Origin of the sequence: Candidatus Solirubrobacter pratensis (genome assembly GCF_000425945.1) — a bacterium.
Taxonomy (GTDB): Bacteria; Actinomycetota; Thermoleophilia; order Solirubrobacterales; family Solirubrobacteraceae; genus Solirubrobacter; species Solirubrobacter pratensis.
The window spans coordinates 135,587-151,605 of record NZ_AUEK01000011.1; the positions used below are offsets into that span (position 1 = coordinate 135,587).

Sequence of the window (16,019 nt, forward strand, 5' to 3'; positions counted from 1 at the left end):
GGCGTCCGCGAGCCGCAGCGCGGCTTGGGCCGGCGGCGGGTCCGGGTGGTACTCCCGCAGCCACCCGAGCGCCTGCTCGTCCCGCGCCCTGGCTCGCTCGAGCAGCGTCTTGGCCTGGCCCTTGAGGTGCTCGAGGCTGGGATTCTCGGGAAGCCGAGGCACTGGTCTCCTCTCCATCCGCGCCTGCCGTCCGCTGACCAGGCCGAGAGAGTCGACCGGAAGATAGGTGTACTGCGTCAGGCGGGCTGCGCCCTTCCCGCGGACCGGAGGCGCCCTGAGCGCCTGCGCGGAAGGTAGCCGAAGCCGCCGCTGCGCGCGAGCGGGACATGGGGCGGCGCCAGGCCGCGCCGATCAGCGAGCCGTCCCCGACCCAGCTCCGCCGGCGCGGGCGTCACTCGGCCCTGAACCTCGACGACCCGGACCGGGCGGACCGGCTGAGGCCTCCGCTCGCGGCGGGCTCGGAGACGTCGCGCGCCGAAGCGGGATGCGCGGGGGCGTCCGCGACCGCGACGCGCCCGCGCCAGCCGGGCTTCGCCAGCACGATCTGGACGTCGGCGATCCGCCGCTCCGAGAACCCGGCCTCGCAGAAGCTCAGGTACATGCGCCACATCCGCTGGAACCGCTCGTCGTAGCCGAGCTCGCGCAGCCGCCCCGCGGCCGTGTCGAAGTTCGCGCGCCAGCGCCGCAGCGTCTCCGCGTAGTGGGGCGTGATGTCCTCCAGATCCACCATCCGCAGATCGGAGCGCCGGGCGATCGACCGCGCGATCACCTCCAGCGAGGGCAGGCACCCGTTGGGGAAGATGTAGGTGCGGATGAACGTCCGCGACGTCTTCTCGACCTCGTACAGCCGGTCGTCGATCGTGATCGCCTGCAGCGCCATCGCGCCGTGCGGTCGCAGCAGCTCGCCGCAGCGCTCGAAGAAGGTCCCGAAGTCCTTCCACCCCACGGCCTCGATCATCTCGATCGAGACGAGCTTGTCGTAGCTGCCGCGCAGCTCGCGGTAGTCGTCGCCGAGCACGGTCACGCGGTCGTGGAGGCCGGCGGCGCGCACGCGGGCGCGGGCGTACTCTCCCTGCTCGCGCGAGATCGTCGTCGTCGTGACGCGGCAGCCGCGCGTCGCCGCGGCGTGCAGCGCGAACCCGCCCCACCCCGTGCCGATCTCGAGTACGTGATCCGACGTCCGCAGGTCGAGCTTCGCGCACAGCCGCTCGAGCTTCGCCCGCGACGCCTGCTCCAGCGACATCTCGCGCCGAGAGAAGATCGCGCTCGAGTACATCATCGTCTCGTCGAGCATCAGCTCGAAGAGCTCGTTGCCGAGGTCGTAGTGGCGGGAGATGTCGTCCCGGCTGCGCGCCGGGGTGTTGCGCACCCACAGCGCGCGCCCGCGCTGGTAGGGCTCGAGCAGCGGCGACAGGCGCCGGCGCCACTCGTCGATCCCCGCGAGGTTGCGCACCCCCACCTCGAAGACCGCGGTCAGGTCCGGTGAGTCCCACCAGCCCGCGACGTAGCCCTCGGCGAGCCCCCGGCCTCCGCGCGCGAGCGTGGACCACAGCCGTGGGGACCGTACGACCACCGTCGCCTGCGGGCAGCCGCGCCCGAACACGTGCCGGCGCCCTTCGTCGACCACCGTCAGCTGCCCGGACTCGATCCGGCGCAGCAGCGCGAAAACGATCGAGCGGGCGATCAAGGCGCCGGGCTGGGATGAAGGCGCGTATCGACGTCGCCGCACAGCACCCGGCCACTACCCGGGCTGCGCTTGACGTACGCGTGCCGCTGACCCTACGGCGTGTCGGTCGCCTCGGCGACGCTCCGAAGCCGCCCGCTCGAGTCATGGCGATCGGGGTCTACGAGTGCGCCGAGGTGGGAAGCTGCCCTTCATGCGGCAGCTGAGCTCCCTCGACGCGCAGTTCCTCGCGGTCGAGTCGGCGCGCGTGTATGGGCACGTCGCCTTCCTCGGCATCTACGACCCGTCGACCGCGCCCGGCGGCCGGCTCGACATGGAGGCGGTGACGGACCTCCTGCGCGAGCGGCTGCACCTGCTGCCGCCGCTACGCTGGCGGCTCATCGAGGTCCCGCTGGGCATCGACCTCCCGTACTGGGCCGAGGACCCCGACTTCGACCTCGACTTCCACGTGCGCGAGACCGCGCTGCCGGCGCCGGGCGACGACCGCCAGCTCGCCGAGACGGTGGCGCGGGTGTTCGGCCGCCCGCTCGATCGCAGCCGGCCGCTGTGGGAGCTGTACGTGATCCACGGCCTGCCCGAGGGACGGGTGGCGCTGCTGACGAAGATCCATCACTCGGTCGTCGACGGGATCTCCGGCAACGAGATCATGACGACGTTGCTGGACCCCGAGCCGGCGGGCCGCCTCGTGCCGCCGCCGGCGCAGGACGGGACGACCGCGGCGCCGATCCCGCACGACGGCGCGATGCTCGTGCGCGGCCTGCGCGGCCTCCCCCGCCAGCCGCTGCGCGCCCTGCGCTCGCTGCCGACGACGGTCGCCGGCTTCACCGACCTGCCGGGCGCGAACGCGCTGCCCGGGGTGCCGACGCTCTCGCACGTGTACGCGCGGGCCCGCCGGATCCTGGGCTCCGACGAGGGCGCGGGCGTGCTCGAGGTCACCACCGCCCGGCCGCCGCGCACGATCTTCAACGGCCCGGTCTCGGCCCACCGCCGCTTCGCCTTCGGCTCGCTCTCGCTGGACTCGGTGCGCGCGATCCGGCGCGAGTTCGGGACCACGGTCAACGACGTCGTCGTCTCGATCTGCGCCGGCGCCGTTCGCGACTGGCTGATCGACCGCAACGCGCTGCCGGACGACCCGCTCGTCGCGATGATCCCCATGTCGGTCCGCAAGCGCGACGAGCGCGGCACGTGGGGCAACCGGATCTCGATGATGATCGTCCCGATCCCGACCGACGAGCCCGATCCGCGCCGCCGCCTGCAGCGCACGCACGAGTTGCTGCGCAGCGCCAAGGAGCGCCACTCGGCGTTGCCCGCCAATCTGCTCACGGACGCGACGGCGTTCATCCCGCCGTCCGTCGCCGCCCTCGCCGCGCGCAACACGGTCGACATCCTGAGCCGCACGCGGCCGCCGCTGAACCTCGTGATCTCCAACGTCCCCGGGCCGCGTACGTCGCTCTACTGCGCGGGCGCCGAGTTGCAGGCGAACTTCCCCGTGTCGGTGATCGTCGACGGCGTGGGGCTCAACATCACCGTCGTCAGCTACAAGAACCGCGTCGACTTCGGCATCGTCGGCGACCGCGAGCAGATCGACGACGCCTGGGCGTTCCTCGACGGTGCCGCGCACGCGCTCAAGGAGCTCGAGGACAGCCGCGCTCCCGCCTGACCACTCGCGGTCAGGGTTCCATGGGACACGCTTGACTGGGTGTGAATGTGATCGCTAACATCGCGCCCGTCGAGCTTTGGAGGAGGAGAATCCATGTCGGACCTCGACCCTGTCCACGATGCGCTCGAGCGCCTCGAATGGGCTGACGGCAAGGCAGGCGACGATTCGCCTGCGACGCGCTGGCGAGCGGTCACCCGCCGCACCGCGCTGACAGGGGGTGCCGCCGGCATCGCGGCGGCGATGCTCTCCGCCTGCGGGTCGAGCAAGTCCAACGGCACGCCGACGGCGACGGCGGCCGCAGGCGGCGGCAGCGGCGTGTTCGCGCAGGAGGGCAGGCCGAAGTTCGTGCTGGTCAATCACGTGACGACCAACCCGTTCTTCGTGCCGACCAAGTACGGCGCCGAGGACGCCTGCAAGCTGCTCGGCTGCTCCTACCAGTGGACCGGCTCCGAGAACTCCAACGTCTCGGAGATGGTCAACGCGATGAACACGGCGATCACGGGCGGCGCGGACGGCATCGGCGTCTGCCTGGTCGACAAGAAGGCCTTCAACGCGCCGACCGACGCCGCGATGAAGGCCAGGATCCCGGTGGTCGCCTACAACGCCGATGAGCCGTCGAACCACCGCCTCGCCTACATCGGCCAGGACCTGTTCCTGTCCGGCCAGGAGATGGGCCGGCGGATCGTCGACCTCGTGCCGTCCGGCGACGTCGCGCTGTTCATCGCCACCCCGGGCTCGGCGAACATCCAGCCGCGCATCGACGGCGCGCGGGACACGATCAAGAAGTCGGGCAAGGGCATCACGGCGCATGTGATCGCGACCGGCGCCGCCGTCCCGGCCGAGCTGTCGGTGATCGACTCCTACGCGACGGGCCATCCCGGCACCAAGGGCTACTTCGCGGTCGACGCCGGTAGCACGCAGGGCCTCGCGCAGACGATCCAGAAGCACGGCCTGCGCCAGAAGGGCGTCAAGGGCGGCGGGTACGACCTCACGCCGGTCACCCAGAAGCTGCTCGCGGGCGATCAGATCGATTTCACGATCGACCAGCAGCCGTACCTGCAGGGGTTCCTGCCGATCCTGCAGCTGTTCATGTACAAGGCGTCCGGCGGCCTGAGCGGCATCGCCGACACCAACACCGGCCTGAAGTTCCTCGACAAGACGACCGTCCGCACCTACAACACCACCAAGAGCCGGTACGAGGGGACGTCGTCCTCGGCGGGCGTCGCGAAGGCCTAGTCGGATGAGCGCGCCCGCCCCGGCGACCGCGCCGCCAGATCGCAGGAGCGCGGAGCTCCGGGCCGCGAGGCCCGGAGCGCGCGAGCTCGCACGCCGCTTCCTGACGCTGCGCGAAGGCAGCATCATCGTCGTCACGATCCTCGCGGCGCTGTACTTCACGCTGAAGACGGATCGCTTCGCGACGCACGCCAACTTCGTCACGCTCCTCCCCTACTTCGCCCCGTTCGCGATCCTGGCGGTGGGCGAGGTCCTGCTGATGGTCGCGGGCGAGATCGACCTCTCGATCGGATCGGTCTACCTGTTCTGCCCGTTCATGTTCTACGAGTTCAACCAGGCCGGGTTCGGACTGCTCCTGTGCCTGATCCTCTCGCTCGCGTGCTGTGCCGTCGTCGGCCTGATCAACGGCGTGGTGACCGAGGTGTTCGGCGTCTCGTCGTTCATCACCACGCTCGGCATGCTGCTCGGCCTCGGCGGCCTGACCCTGATCATCTCCCACGCCGCGCCGGTCGCGATGCCGGGGGCCGAGGTGACCTCGCACACCGTCAACGTCACGCACGTGGTCAACGGGCAGACGATCACGCTGCCCGAGCAGGTCAACGAGGTCGGCACGTTCGCGAGGATCTTCGGGGCCGGCACGTACTCGGAGCTGATCTGGGCGCTGCTGGTCGTCGCGCTCGTTCAGGTCATGCTCACGCGCACCCGCTGGGGCATGTACACGATCGCCGTCGGCGGGAACAAGCTCGGCGCGGCCGAGGCGGGCGTGAAGGTCCGCGCCGTCGTGATCCGCAACTTCATCGTCTGCAGCCTGTTCGCGGGGCTCGTCGGGATCCTCGAGGCGATGCGGTCGAGCTCGGTCACGCCGGACACGGCGGGAGCGTCGGAGACGATGTTCCGCGCGGTCTCGGCGGCGGTGATCGGCGGCACGCTGCTCGCCGGCGGCGAGGGGACCGCGATCGGCGCGCTGATCGGCGCGCTGTTCCTCGGCATCCTGCGCGACGGCCTGACGCTCGAGGGCGTCAACGCCGACTACCTCGACTTCATCCTCGGCGTGGCGATCCTCGTCGCGATGATGATCAACGTCTACGTCGGCCGCGTGCGAAGGGGAAGCGGTGTCTGAGTCCGAGGACGTCCTGCGTGTCGAGCACGTCGGCAAGCGCTTCGGCCCCGTCACGGCGCTGCGCGACGTCAACCTGCACCTGCGCAAGGGCGAGGTGCTGGGCCTGCTCGGTGACAACGGCGCCGGCAAGTCGACGCTGATCAAGATCATCTCGGGCTTCCAGAAGCCCGACGAGGGCCGGCTGTTCATCAAGGGCGACGAGACCGAGCTGCGCTCGGTCGACCACGCCCGCTCGCTCGGGATCGACTGCGTCTACCAGGACCTCGCCCTGGTCAACCAGCTCGACGTCGTGCAGAACATGTTCCTGCGGCGCGAGCGGCTCCACAGCCCGATGCCGTTCCTGGCGCGCAGCCGTATGCGCCAGGAGACCCGCGCGGCGCTCGACGAGATCGGCGTCAACGTGCCGCGCCTGAACGTGCCCGTCGCACGCCTCTCGGGCGGTCAGCGGCAGGCGATCGCCGTGGCCCGGACGGTCCACTCGGACGCCGAGATCATCCTGCTCGACGAGCCGCTGGCGGCGATGGGAGCCAAGGAGGGCGCGATGATCCTGGATCTGGTCGCGCGCCTGCGGGCGGAGGGACGCGTATCGATCGTGATGATCGCGCATAACTACGTGCACGTGCTGGAGTCCTGCGACCGCGTCAACCTGATCCAGGACGGCGAGATCACGTTCGACAAGCCGACCGCGGACACGTCGGTCGAGGAGCTCAACGAGATCGTCGTCGAGGAGTATCGCCGCGCTCGCGCGCAGGCCACGCAGTAGCGAAGGGAGGACGTATGCGAGTACTCAGATGGTGCCTGGCCCTGTCGTCGATCGCGGGGGTGCTCGCGTTACCGGCGGCGGCGTCGGCCCAAGGTGGGCTCAGCATCAAGAAGACCGGCTTCGGGGCGGTCAACGACCAGGCGGTCGCAAAGTACACGCTCTCGAACCGCCATCACGTCTCCGCCTCGATCATCACGTACGGCGGGATCCTGCAGTCGGTGCGCGTCCCGGACCGGCGCGGCAAGCTCGCCAACGTGACGCTCGGCTTCTCCGACATCCGCGGCTACACGAGTCCCGCCTACGTCAAGAGCAACCCGTACTTCGGCGCGATCATCGGCCGCTACGGCAACCGCATCGCCAAGGGGCGGTTCGCGCTCGACGGCAACCAGTACTCGCTCGACATCAACAACGATCCGAACAGCCTGCACGGCGGGTACGGCGGGTTCAACACCAAGCTCTGGGCCGCGACGCAGGTCCGGACCAGCAAGACCGTCGGGCTCAAGCTGACGTACACGAGTCCGGCCGGCGAGGGCTGCATGACGAACCTGGCGAGCACGCCCCCGTGCACGACCGGCTTCCCGGGCACGGTGCCCGTCACGGTCGTCTACACGCTGGACAACAACGACAACCTGCGCATCGGGTACACGGCGACGACCAACGCGCCCACGGTGCTCAACCTCACCAACCACGCGTACTGGAACCTCGCGGGCGAGGGCTCGGGGACGATCTACGACCAGCAGCTCAAGCTCAACGCCGACCGCTACACGCCGGTCGACAGCACGCTGATCCCCACCGGGACGCTGGCTCGCGTGTCGGGCACGCCGATGGACTTCCGCAAGTTCCACTCGATCGGCGCGCGCATCCGCGACAACTTCCAGCAGCTCGTCTTCGGCCGCGGCTATGACCACAACTGGGTGCTCAACCGCAAGGGCAACTCGACCGGCCTCGTCCAGGCCGCGGTCCTCCGCGACCCGGGCAGCGGGCGCGTCCTGACGATGTCGACCGACCAGCCGGGAATCCAGTTCTACTCCGGCAACTTCCTCGACGGCACGCTGTACGGCGCCCGCGGGCGCCAGTACCGGGAGGGCGACGGGCTCGCGCTCGAGACCCAGCACTTCCCCGACTCGCCGAACCATTCCAACTTCCCGTCGACGGTTCTCCGTCCCGGGCAGATCTACCGCACGGCGACGGTCCTGAAGTTCTCCGTCGAGCACGGCCACTGAGCGAGCCGGCCGGGCGCCCGGGGTGAGCCCGGGCGCCCGCCGCAACGCGGTGAGCGGCGGCAAGGACCAGCGTCGACGCTAGGCGCTCCCGACGCCCGCGAGGTCGCGACCGCGTAGCGCCTCCCAGACCCGCATCGGCGTCATCGGGAGCTCGCGCATGCGGACTCCCGACGCCGCCGCGATCGCGTTCGCCACGGCGGGCGGGACGGCCACGACCGGCGGCTCGCCGACGCCCTTGGCGCCGAACGGCCCGTCGGGCGCCGGCACCTCGACGATCAGCGTGTCGATCGGCGGGACGAGCTCGGCGGACGGCAGCGTGTACTCGGCGAAGGAGCCCGAGCGCAGCTGGCCGTTCTCGTCGTAGGCGAGCTCCTCGAGCAGCGCCCAGCCGAGGCCCTGCGCCGTGCCGCCGTGCATCTGGCCCTCGACCAGCGCCGGATTCAGCGCGCGGCCGACGTCCTGCGCGATCGCGTGCGCGAGCACCGTCACGCCGCCGGTCTCCGGGTCCACGCGGACGTGGCTCAGGTGCGCCGCGGCGCCCGGAGCGCGGCTGATCTGAGCGGTCGATCCGTAGCCCTCGATCGGCTCATGCGGGCTGCCGAAGCTGAGCGTCCTGGACGCCAGCTCCGAGATCCGGATCGCCCGCTGGGGCGCGCCGACCGGCCGCACCTCGCCGCCGGCCACCTCGAGGTCCTCCGGCGCGATCTCGAGCTCGGCCGAGGCGACGTTCAGGAGCCGCTCGCGCGCTTCGCGGGCCGCACGCTCGACGGCGCGGCCGAACGTGTAGGTGACCTTCGAGCCGCCGCTGACCCCGCCGAACGGCGCACTCGCCGTGTCGCCCGTCGTCACGCGCACCGCGTCCTCCCCCACGCCGAACGTCTCGGCGGCGATCGTCGCGAACGCGTTGTCGATCCCGCTCATGTCGGCCGCCGCGGTGACGATCGTGAGCTTGCCGTCGGCGTCCAGCCGGCAGATCGCGGCCGCGGGCTCGAGCCCGCCCGGCCAGAAGCCGAGCGCGAGGCCGACGCCCTCACCCTCCGGCAGCGACCCGCGCCGCTGCCACAGCGGGTGCTCCCGCACCGCCTCCAGGCACTCGCGCGCGCCGAAGCTCTTGAACTCCTGCCCGTCGAGGCTCCTGTCGCCCGCCTCGGCGACGTTCGCGAGGCGCAGCTCGAGCGGGTCGAGCCCGAGGCGATCCGCCAGCTGGTCGAGCAGCGACTCGAGCGCGAACGCCGCCGGCGGCGCGCCGGGCGCGCGGTAGGCGCCGCAGCCGACGCGGTTGGTGAACACGCCGATCGCCGTCAGGTCGTGCGCCTGCCAGTTGTACGGGCCCGCGCACAGCATCGCCGAGATCGTCTCGACGCCCATGTCGGTCATCGCGCCGCGGTCGGCGACGATCGTGCCGCGCACCGCGGTGAGCTTGCCGTCGCGCGTGGCGCCGACCTCGAGGTCGATGATCTGCCCGGGCGCCGGGTTCGCCGCCGCGAAGTCCTCCGAGCGCCCGTAGGCGAGCCGCACCGGGCGGCGCAGCTTGAGCGCGGCGGCGGCGGCCAGCGGCTCGGGGACCATCAGCTTGCCGCCGAACGCGCCGCCGATCGGCGCCGGGCGGACGCGGATCCGGTCCAGCGGGAGCCCGAGGATGCCTGCGAGGCTCTGGCGCGCGCTGAACGCGCCCTGCGTGCTGGACGTGACGACGAGCTCGCCGTCGGGCTCGGTCCAGGCGAGCGCCGCCTGCGTCTCCAGGTAGCCCTGGTGCACCCAGCTCGTGCGGAAGCGGCCCGAGACGACGACGTCGGCGGCGTCCAGCCCGGCAGCCGCATCGCCTTGCGCCATCCGCTGGCGCGCGGCGACGTTCGGCGACGCGGGCGAGTCCGCCTCCTGCACGCCCGCCGCGCCGCCGTGGGCGCCGGCCTCGCTCTCGCCCTCGGCGATCGTGGTCAGCCGCGCGGCGGGGGCGTCGTCGGCCATCGCCGCCTCGAGGTCGAGCACGGCCTCGAGCGGCTCGGTCTCGACGTCGACGAGGTCGGCGCCGTCCTCGGCGGCCGCCTCGGTCTCGGCGAGGACCAGCGCGACCGGCTGACCCGACCAGAGGATCTCGCCGCGCGCGAGCGGCGTGCCCGCGCGGCCGGCGGCGCCGGGCGCCAGGGGGAGGTCGTCCGCCGTCAGGACGGCCACCACGCCCGGGACGTCCAGCGCGGCGCCGGCGTCGACGCCGGTCAATCGCGCATGTGCCTCGGCCGCAAGCACGAGCCGCGCGTGGAGGAGGCCGTGCATCGGCATGTCGCCCGTGTAGCGGGTCGCCCCGCGGACCTTGGGATCACCGTCGCGCCTACGGCGCGTCTGCCCGATTGCGCTCATCGCCGAGGCACGTTACTCCGGCGCCCTCGCGGTGAACGGGACCTGACGGCGCGGTGAGGATGCCCCGCGCGTGCTGCCGGCCCGGGCCGGGCTGCGGCAGACCAGGCGCGCCGGGCTCGGCCGCGCACCGGAAGTTCGCCTCCGGCGGTCGGGCGAGCGGCGAGGTCGCGAGGGCGAGCCGCAGCGCCTCATGGATCTCGGCGGATGTGAAGACTGGCCAGCGGAGCGCGCTCATCGGGTGTCCTTCCTTGGCATCTGTGCGGTGCGCTCCGGCGGTTTCCGCGCCGGATGGCATGAGCCGGAACGTCGAGCGGCGCAGGAACTTGCGCATCCCGTCCTGCCTCGGTGTCAGGCAGGACACATCTCACAGTTCCGGAGACGCGATTTGCACCGCACGGCTGGGAGACGCCCCGAGAGCGCCGATGCGGAGGCCGAGGCGCTTGCTAGCTTCGGAATCAGACGCATGAGCCCGCTTCGCCGCCACACCGCCATCGCCCGCCACCGCCTGCGCAGCCGGGCGCTCGCGATCGTGCAGACCGCGATCGCCGCGCTCGCCGCGTGGGAGCTCGCCACGCTGCTGGTCCCCGACACCCGCCCGGCGTTCGCCTCGATCGCGGCGATCATCTCGCTCGGCGCGACGCACGGCCACCACCGCCAGCGCGCGCTGCAGCTCGCCGGCGGCGTCGTGCTCGGCCTGTCGCTCTCGGCGCTGATCATCGGCGTGATCGGCCAGGGCGCGCCGCAGATCGCCGTGATGGTGGCGCTGGCGATGTCGGTCGCGGTCCTGCTCGGCGGCGGTGAGATCCTGATCGGCGAGGCTGCCGTGTCCGCGGTCCTGCTGCTGGCGCTGGACCCGCTGTCGGGTGCCGGCTTCTCCCCCAACCGCGTCTTCGAGGCGCTGATCGGCGGCGGCGTCGCCTTCGTCGTCGGCGCGCTGCTGTTCCCGCCCGACCCATTGCTGCACGTCGGGCGCGCCGCGCAGGCCGTGTTCGGCGAGCTCGGCCGCTCGCTCGAGAGCCTCGCCGGCGCGCTGCGCGCCGGCGACGCCGGCGCCGCCGAGCGCTCGCTGGCCCAGGCTCGCGCGATCGACGAGCTGATCGACCAGCTCGAGGACGCGCTCGCGACGGGGCAGGAGACCGCCCGGACCGCGCCGCAGCGCTTCGCGGCGCGCGCCGCGCTCGAGCGCTACGACCGCAGCGCCGCGCAGCTGGATCTCGCCGTCCGCAACACGCGCGTGCTCGCGCGCCATGCGCTGCGCGCCGTGCGCGCCGGCCGCGAGGTCCCGCCGCGCCTGCCCGAGGCGGTCAGCGAGCTCGCGCAGTCGGTGTGGGAGCTGGCCGCGGCCTACGACGAGCCGCAGCGCGCCGAGCGCGCGCGCGCGCTGGCGCAGGACGCGGCGGCCCGCGCCGCCGGCGTCGACGGCCTCCCGGACGTGACCGTCCAGGTCCGCTCGACGGCGGTCGACCTGATGCGGGCCGCCGAGCAGGTCCAGGGCTCGCCCGGCGACCTCCCGCCCACCGAAGAGCTGCTCACCGTCCCGGCGTAGCGGCCGGGCGGCCGGGCGGCCCGCAGGCCGCCCGGAGCACGGTTACGGCTGCGTCGTGGACAGCGTGAACGTGAGCGTCTTGCTGTACGTGCCCGTCCGCAGCGCGTCGTTCCGGCCGATCCGCTGCGAGAACCTGATCAGCACCGGATCGTTGGTGATCGGGCCCGTCCAGCTCGCCAGCGAGGTCGGCGCCGCCGTGCCGCCGACGTCCGTCAGCGCGCCGGCCGCGCCGGCCGCCGGGCTCGACGCCTGCGCCTGCAGCGCGCTCGGCAGGGCGAACGCGCCGTTGACGAGACGGCCCGTCGCCGTCGACGACGGGTCGCTGACCGTCAGCGCGGCATTGCCGGCGGTGCTGATGACGTTGGCGCTCGTCTCGGCCGTGTAAGTGCTCAGGACGCCGGCCTGGAAGGCGCCGAAGCTCGCCGCCGGGCCGAGCGAGAGCGTCAACGTGGCCGGGACGGTGCCGCCGGCCGTGCCGTCCGCGTACGCCACCGGGAACGGATCCTGGCTCTGCACGTTCAGCCGCCCGGTCTTGACCGCCTTGGCCTGCGCGATCTCGTTCGCCGTCAGCTTGTCGGTCGGCGTGAGCGCCAAGCCGTCGAGGCCGCGGGCGATCTCCGAGCCCCAGATCGTGCCGTTGTACCAGTAGGTCGACCAGAAGCCGCCCGTGACGAGCGACGTGGCGCTGATCGGGCCGCGATCGAAGTAGCCGATCTCGACGGGATTCGTCGAGTCGGTGAAGTCGACCAGCGAAGCGCCGCCCTGATACCAGGCCTGGACGAACACGTCACGCCCGCGGACCGGGACGATCGACGGGATATGGCTGACGCAGTTCTCCGTGGTCGTCTGGGCCGCCGGGAGCTTGTAGTAGCTGCGGAACACGAGCTTGCGGTCGACGATGTCGTAGATCGCGTCGCCGCCCCAGCTCCTCTGATCGGTCGCTCGGCAGCGCGCGCCGGTGCCCCCGCCCCACTCGTCGGTGAAGACCACCGTCTTGCCGTCGTTGGCGAAGGTCGCGCCGTGCCAGTACGCCCACAGCGGGTCCGACACCGCGTGGATGCGCTTCGGGTTGGCCGGATCGGAGATGTCGATCAGCAACCCGTTGCCGGCGCACGCGCCCGCCGCGAGGTCGAGCTCCTCGTAGACGGTGATGTCGTGGCAGTGGTTGGTGTTCGGGTTGGGACTCCAGTTAGTCCCCGACGGGTGCTGCGGCGTCTGCGGGCCGTTCTGGAGCCCGTTGACCGCGCCCGTGTCGTCGTTCTTGAACAGCCTCGGCTCATTGACGACCGCCGCGTGCTCGGGATCCGCGAGCGGCACCTTGATGACCTCGATCCGCCACATCGACGGGTTCGGGTTCGTCTCGGACGGGTTGCCGGATGCGCATCCGGCGAGCTCGGTCGCCGATCGCACGCCGGCCGTGCCCTGGACGTAGATGTAGACCGAGTCGGGACTGTCCTTGCCCTTCACCAGCGTGTGGGTGTGCGAGCCCCGGCACGTCTGCACGCCGCCCACCTGGACCGGCGCGGAGATGGTGCTGATGTCGAAGATGCGGACGCCGCGGAACCGCGTCGTGGCGTCGGCCGCCGGCGTGAGCGTGCAGTCCTTCTTGGCGCGCGTCTCCTCCACCGACATGAACAGCAGGTTCCCGTAGACCGAGAGGTCGCCCTGGCCCCCGGGGCAGACCACCGACGTCTTCAGCGCCGGCGCCGCCGGGTCGGAGATGTCGTAGATGTTGAAGCCGTTGAAGTTGCCGACGAACGCGTAGTTGCCCTGGAAGGCCATGTCCGAGTTCGCGTAGGACAGGTTCCCGAGGTTTCCGCCCGGGTCCGTGAAGCCGGTCGGCTTGCCCAGGTGCGACAGCAGATCCAGCCCCTTCTGCGCGACGCCGGCGTTGTCGAACCCCGCCGCGAGACCGGCGCGCGGGTCATCGGTCGCCGGCAGTTGCGCGGACGCCGTCGCAGCACCTGCGCCGGCCAGCGCGGCAGCACCGATCGACGCGACGACGAATCGTCGCGACAGCAGAGATCGCCACATTCCCAACCCCTCCGATATGACGCGGCCGAGCCCGGTCTGCGAGACCGGCGCCCAGCTTCATTGGACTCCTCAGTTCCTAACTATATTCTCATGAGATGCGAATGAGCAAGCCTGTCTCGTGGCTCGCGGTCGCGCTGACCGCCTGCGTACTCGCGGGCTGCGGCTCGGGCGACAAGCAGGAGGCCTCGCCGGAGCAGGCCGTGCACATCGTGCAGCCCGGCGCGCCCGGGAAGCCGGCTCGCGAGCTCACGCGCGCCGAGGCGAAGGAGGCCGAGACGGTCAAGCCGATCGCCCAGGACGTCGGCTTCATGCGCGACATGATCCATCACCACCGGCAGGCGATCCTGATGACCGGCTGGGTGCCCGATCGCACGCAGAGCCGCGACGTCGCGCTGATGGCGCAGCGGATGGCGAGCTCGCAGGAGAGCGAGATCGAGCAGAGCGAGCGCTGGCTCGGCGACCGCGGCTTCGACGCCGGGCACGACCACCACGCGGCGAGCGACTCGATGCCGGGCATGCTGTCGCCGGCACAGCTGGAGCGGCTGAAGGCCGCCAAGGGCCGCGCGTTCGACCGCCTGTTCCTGCGCTACATGACGATCCACCACCAGGGCGCGCTGACGATGGCCCGCGAGCTGGTCGACGCCGGCGGCGGCGCGGAGACCGAGATCGGCAATTTCGTGCGCCACGTCGAGGCCGACCAGCAGATCGAGATCGAGCGCATGCAGCAGGTGCTCGCGAAGCTCCACTAGCCTCGGGGCGCCCGGCCTGCAGCTGCTCGACACCTTCGCGGATCTCGGCCTGGCCGAGCTGTTCGCCTCCGGCGCCGGTCGCGACGCGGCCCTGCTGGAGGTGCGACTGCACGCGTGCCGCGAGATGGGCGTGCGCGAGGCCGCCGTCCCGGCGGGCTTCCCGCTCGCGACCGCGGACCACCTGCGCGCCGGAGGCGTCGAGGTGCGCGCCGACCGCGAGCGTTTCGCCCAGCGCCGGCGGGCGAAGTCGCCTGCCGAGCTGGCCGGCATCCGGCGCGCCGCCGCCGCCGCCGAGGCGGGGCTCGCCGCGGCCGCGGAGGTGCTCGGTGCCCCCGCGTCCTGCGAGGACGTGGCCGCCGCGGTGCGCGCGGCGGTGGAGGCGCGCGGCGCCGTGCTCGGCGAGTTCATCGTCTCCGCCGGGCCCGACAGAGGGCTTCCCCGTCGCGCTCGGCCACGGCGTCGGGCTCGAGGTGCACGAGGATCCTGGGCTGGGGCGCACGGGCGGCGAGCTGCGCGCGGGCGACGTGATCACGGTCGAGCCGTTCCTCTGCCGCCCCGGCTTCGGCGGCGTGCAGGTGGAGGACATGGTGCTCGTGACCGAGGACGGCTGCGAGCGGCTCAGCCACGCTCCCTGACGACCCGCACGTCGACGTGCGGGAGCGCGTGCAGGATGCGCATCACCAGCGGCTCGCGGAACCGGCGGCGCTCCGGCTCCGCGAGCAGGACGTAGGTCGTGCCGCGCTCGCGCGCGATCCGCTCGAGCACCGGCAGCGGGTCGCCGCCCTCCTCGACGATCAGGTGCGCGCCGAGCACCGACGTGAGCCTCCGCAGCGCCTCCAGCCGCGTGCGCTCGGACGCCGACGGCATGCCCGATCGCACGACGAGCACGTCGAGCTCGCCGCCGAGCCGCTGCGCGCTGCGCCACGCGCGGCGCACGACGCGCTCGTCATCGAGTCCCACCAGCGCGAGCAGGCGCTCCCCGATCGCCGGCTCCGTACCCTCGCGCACGAGCCGGCGCGACTCGACGTTCTCCGCCACCTGGCGCAGCGCCACCTCGCGCAGCGCGCGCAGGTTCTCGACCCGGAAGAAGCCCTCCAGCGCGGCCGGGACGCGGTTGAGCGGATAGACCTTGCCGTCGCGCAGGCGCGCAATCAAATCGGCGGGCGGGAGGTCCACGAGCACGACCTCGTCGGCGCGCGAGAGCACGTCGTCGGGGACGGTCTCGCGCACGCGCACGCCCGTGAGCTCGGCGACCTGGTCGTTGAGCGACTCGAGATGCTGGACGTTGACGGTCGAGAAGACGTCGATGCCCGCCGCGAGCACGTCGGCGATGTCCTCGTAGCGCTTCGGGTGCTCGAGGCCGGGCACGTTGGTGTGCGCCAGCTCGTCGATCAGGCACAGCTCGGGCGCGCGGCGCAGGATGGCCGGGAGGTCGAGCTCCTCGAGCGTCACGCCGCGATAGGCGACGCGCCGGCGCGGCACGATCTCGAGCCCCGCGGCCAGCGCCTCGGTCTCGGCGCGCGCGTGCGTCTCCAGCAGGCCGGCCACGACGTCGCGGCCGGCCTCGGCCTCGGCCTGCGCCTCGGCCAGCATGCGGTACGTCTTGCCGACGCCCGCCGCCATGCCGAGGAAGACCTTGTACACGCGCC

The 16,019-nt window shown here is 72.2% G+C and carries 13 protein-coding genes; 8 read left to right on the forward strand and 5 right to left on the reverse strand.

Annotated elements, in window-relative coordinates:
- Positions 1 to 391: 391 nt before the first annotated feature.
- Positions 392 to 1,687 (reverse strand): SAM-dependent methyltransferase, encoded by a 1,296-nt coding sequence (locus tag H958_RS38230; protein WP_196807411.1) that lies wholly within the window; start codon positions 1,685 to 1,687, stop codon positions 392 to 394.
- Between the two features lie 190 nt (positions 1,688 to 1,877).
- Between H958_RS38230 and H958_RS38235 the strand changes: the two genes are divergently transcribed.
- The 5 genes from H958_RS38235 to H958_RS0117645 all read left to right on the forward strand — a co-directional run bounded on the left by H958_RS38235 (position 1,878) and on the right by H958_RS0117645 (position 7,683).
- Positions 1,878 to 3,344, forward strand: coding sequence for a WS/DGAT/MGAT family O-acyltransferase (locus H958_RS38235; protein ID WP_037410528.1), 1,467 nt, complete (start codon positions 1,878 to 1,880; stop codon positions 3,342 to 3,344).
- A gap of 93 nt (positions 3,345 to 3,437) precedes the next feature.
- Entirely contained in the window at positions 3,438 to 4,580 is a 1,143-nt protein-coding gene (locus H958_RS38240) for a sugar ABC transporter substrate-binding protein (protein WP_081686002.1), read from the forward strand.
- A gap of 4 nt (positions 4,581 to 4,584) precedes the next feature.
- Positions 4,585 to 5,697: an ABC transporter permease gene (locus tag H958_RS0117635; RefSeq protein WP_028059633.1), complete on the forward strand. Its 1,113-nt coding sequence runs from the start codon at positions 4,585 to 4,587 to the stop codon at positions 5,695 to 5,697.
- Complete coding sequence (locus H958_RS0117640; protein WP_028059634.1) at positions 5,690 to 6,460, forward strand: ATP-binding cassette domain-containing protein; 771 nt, start codon at positions 5,690 to 5,692, stop codon at positions 6,458 to 6,460. The genes H958_RS0117635 and H958_RS0117640 overlap by 8 nt, the downstream gene beginning before the upstream one ends.
- A 14-nt stretch (positions 6,461 to 6,474) precedes the next feature.
- Positions 6,475 to 7,683, forward strand: a complete 1,209-nt coding sequence (locus H958_RS0117645; RefSeq protein WP_028059635.1) for an aldose epimerase family protein — start codon at positions 6,475 to 6,477, stop codon at positions 7,681 to 7,683.
- Positions 7,684 to 7,761: 78 nt separating this feature from the next.
- Here H958_RS0117645 and H958_RS0117650 read toward each other — a convergent pair whose 3' ends face one another.
- On the reverse strand, positions 7,762 to 10,041 hold the full coding sequence (locus H958_RS0117650; RefSeq protein ID WP_028059636.1) for a xanthine dehydrogenase family protein molybdopterin-binding subunit: 2,280 nt from the start codon (positions 10,039 to 10,041) through the stop codon (positions 7,762 to 7,764).
- On the reverse strand, positions 10,013 to 10,372 hold the full coding sequence (locus H958_RS47635) for a hypothetical protein (RefSeq protein WP_028059637.1): 360 nt from the start codon (positions 10,370 to 10,372) through the stop codon (positions 10,013 to 10,015). The genes H958_RS0117650 and H958_RS47635 overlap by 29 nt, the downstream gene beginning before the upstream one ends.
- Positions 10,373 to 10,504: 132 nt before the next feature.
- On the opposite strand from H958_RS47635, the gene H958_RS38250 reads away from it, so the two are divergent.
- Positions 10,505 to 11,587, forward strand: a complete 1,083-nt coding sequence (locus tag H958_RS38250; RefSeq protein ID WP_051324448.1) for an FUSC family protein — start codon at positions 10,505 to 10,507, stop codon at positions 11,585 to 11,587.
- 42 nt (positions 11,588 to 11,629) lie between these two features.
- Here the strand turns inward: H958_RS38250 and H958_RS38255 are convergent, their stop codons facing one another.
- Positions 11,630 to 13,621, reverse strand: a complete 1,992-nt coding sequence (locus H958_RS38255) for an LVIVD repeat-containing protein (RefSeq protein WP_051324449.1) — start codon at positions 13,619 to 13,621, stop codon at positions 11,630 to 11,632.
- A 101-nt stretch (positions 13,622 to 13,722) separates the two neighbouring features.
- Between H958_RS38255 and H958_RS0117670 the strand changes: the two genes are divergently transcribed.
- Positions 13,723 to 14,370, forward strand: a complete 648-nt coding sequence (locus tag H958_RS0117670) for a DUF305 domain-containing protein (RefSeq protein ID WP_196807412.1) — start codon at positions 13,723 to 13,725, stop codon at positions 14,368 to 14,370.
- A gap of 326 nt (positions 14,371 to 14,696) precedes the next feature.
- Positions 14,697 to 15,005: a M24 family metallopeptidase gene (locus tag H958_RS48740; protein WP_196807413.1), complete on the forward strand. Its 309-nt coding sequence runs from the start codon at positions 14,697 to 14,699 to the stop codon at positions 15,003 to 15,005.
- Here the strand turns inward: H958_RS48740 and H958_RS0117680 are convergent.
- Positions 14,989 to 16,014 carry a histidine kinase gene (locus tag H958_RS0117680; RefSeq protein WP_028059639.1) on the reverse strand — a complete coding sequence of 342 codons (1,026 nt, stop codon included), beginning with the start codon at positions 16,012 to 16,014 and terminating at the stop codon, positions 14,989 to 14,991. The genes H958_RS48740 and H958_RS0117680 overlap by 17 nt on opposite strands.
- Between the last annotated feature and the right edge of the window lie 5 nt (positions 16,015 to 16,019).

Excerpts from the sequence above, each read along its gene's own strand:
- H958_RS38235 (WP_037410528.1), top strand. The coding sequence starts at position 1,878 with ATGCGGCAGCTGAGCTCCCTCGACGCGCAGTTCCTCGCGGTCGAGTCG.
- H958_RS38255 (WP_051324449.1), bottom strand. The coding sequence starts at position 13,621 with ATGTGGCGATCTCTGCTGTCGCGACGATTCGTCGTCGCGTCGATCGGT.
- H958_RS0117635 (WP_028059633.1), top strand. The coding sequence starts at position 4,585 with ATGAGCGCGCCCGCCCCGGCGACCGCGCCGCCAGATCGCAGGAGCGCG.
- H958_RS47635 (WP_028059637.1), bottom strand. The coding sequence starts at position 10,372 with ATGCGCAAGTTCCTGCGCCGCTCGACGTTCCGGCTCATGCCATCCGGC.
- H958_RS38240 (WP_081686002.1), top strand. The coding sequence starts at position 3,438 with ATGTCGGACCTCGACCCTGTCCACGATGCGCTCGAGCGCCTCGAATGG.
- H958_RS38250 (WP_051324448.1), top strand. The coding sequence starts at position 10,505 with ATGAGCCCGCTTCGCCGCCACACCGCCATCGCCCGCCACCGCCTGCGC.
- H958_RS0117650 (WP_028059636.1), bottom strand. The coding sequence starts at position 10,041 with ATGAGCGCAATCGGGCAGACGCGCCGTAGGCGCGACGGTGATCCCAAG.
- H958_RS0117645 (WP_028059635.1), top strand. The coding sequence starts at position 6,475 with ATGCGAGTACTCAGATGGTGCCTGGCCCTGTCGTCGATCGCGGGGGTG.
- H958_RS0117670 (WP_196807412.1), top strand. The coding sequence starts at position 13,723 with ATGAGCAAGCCTGTCTCGTGGCTCGCGGTCGCGCTGACCGCCTGCGTA.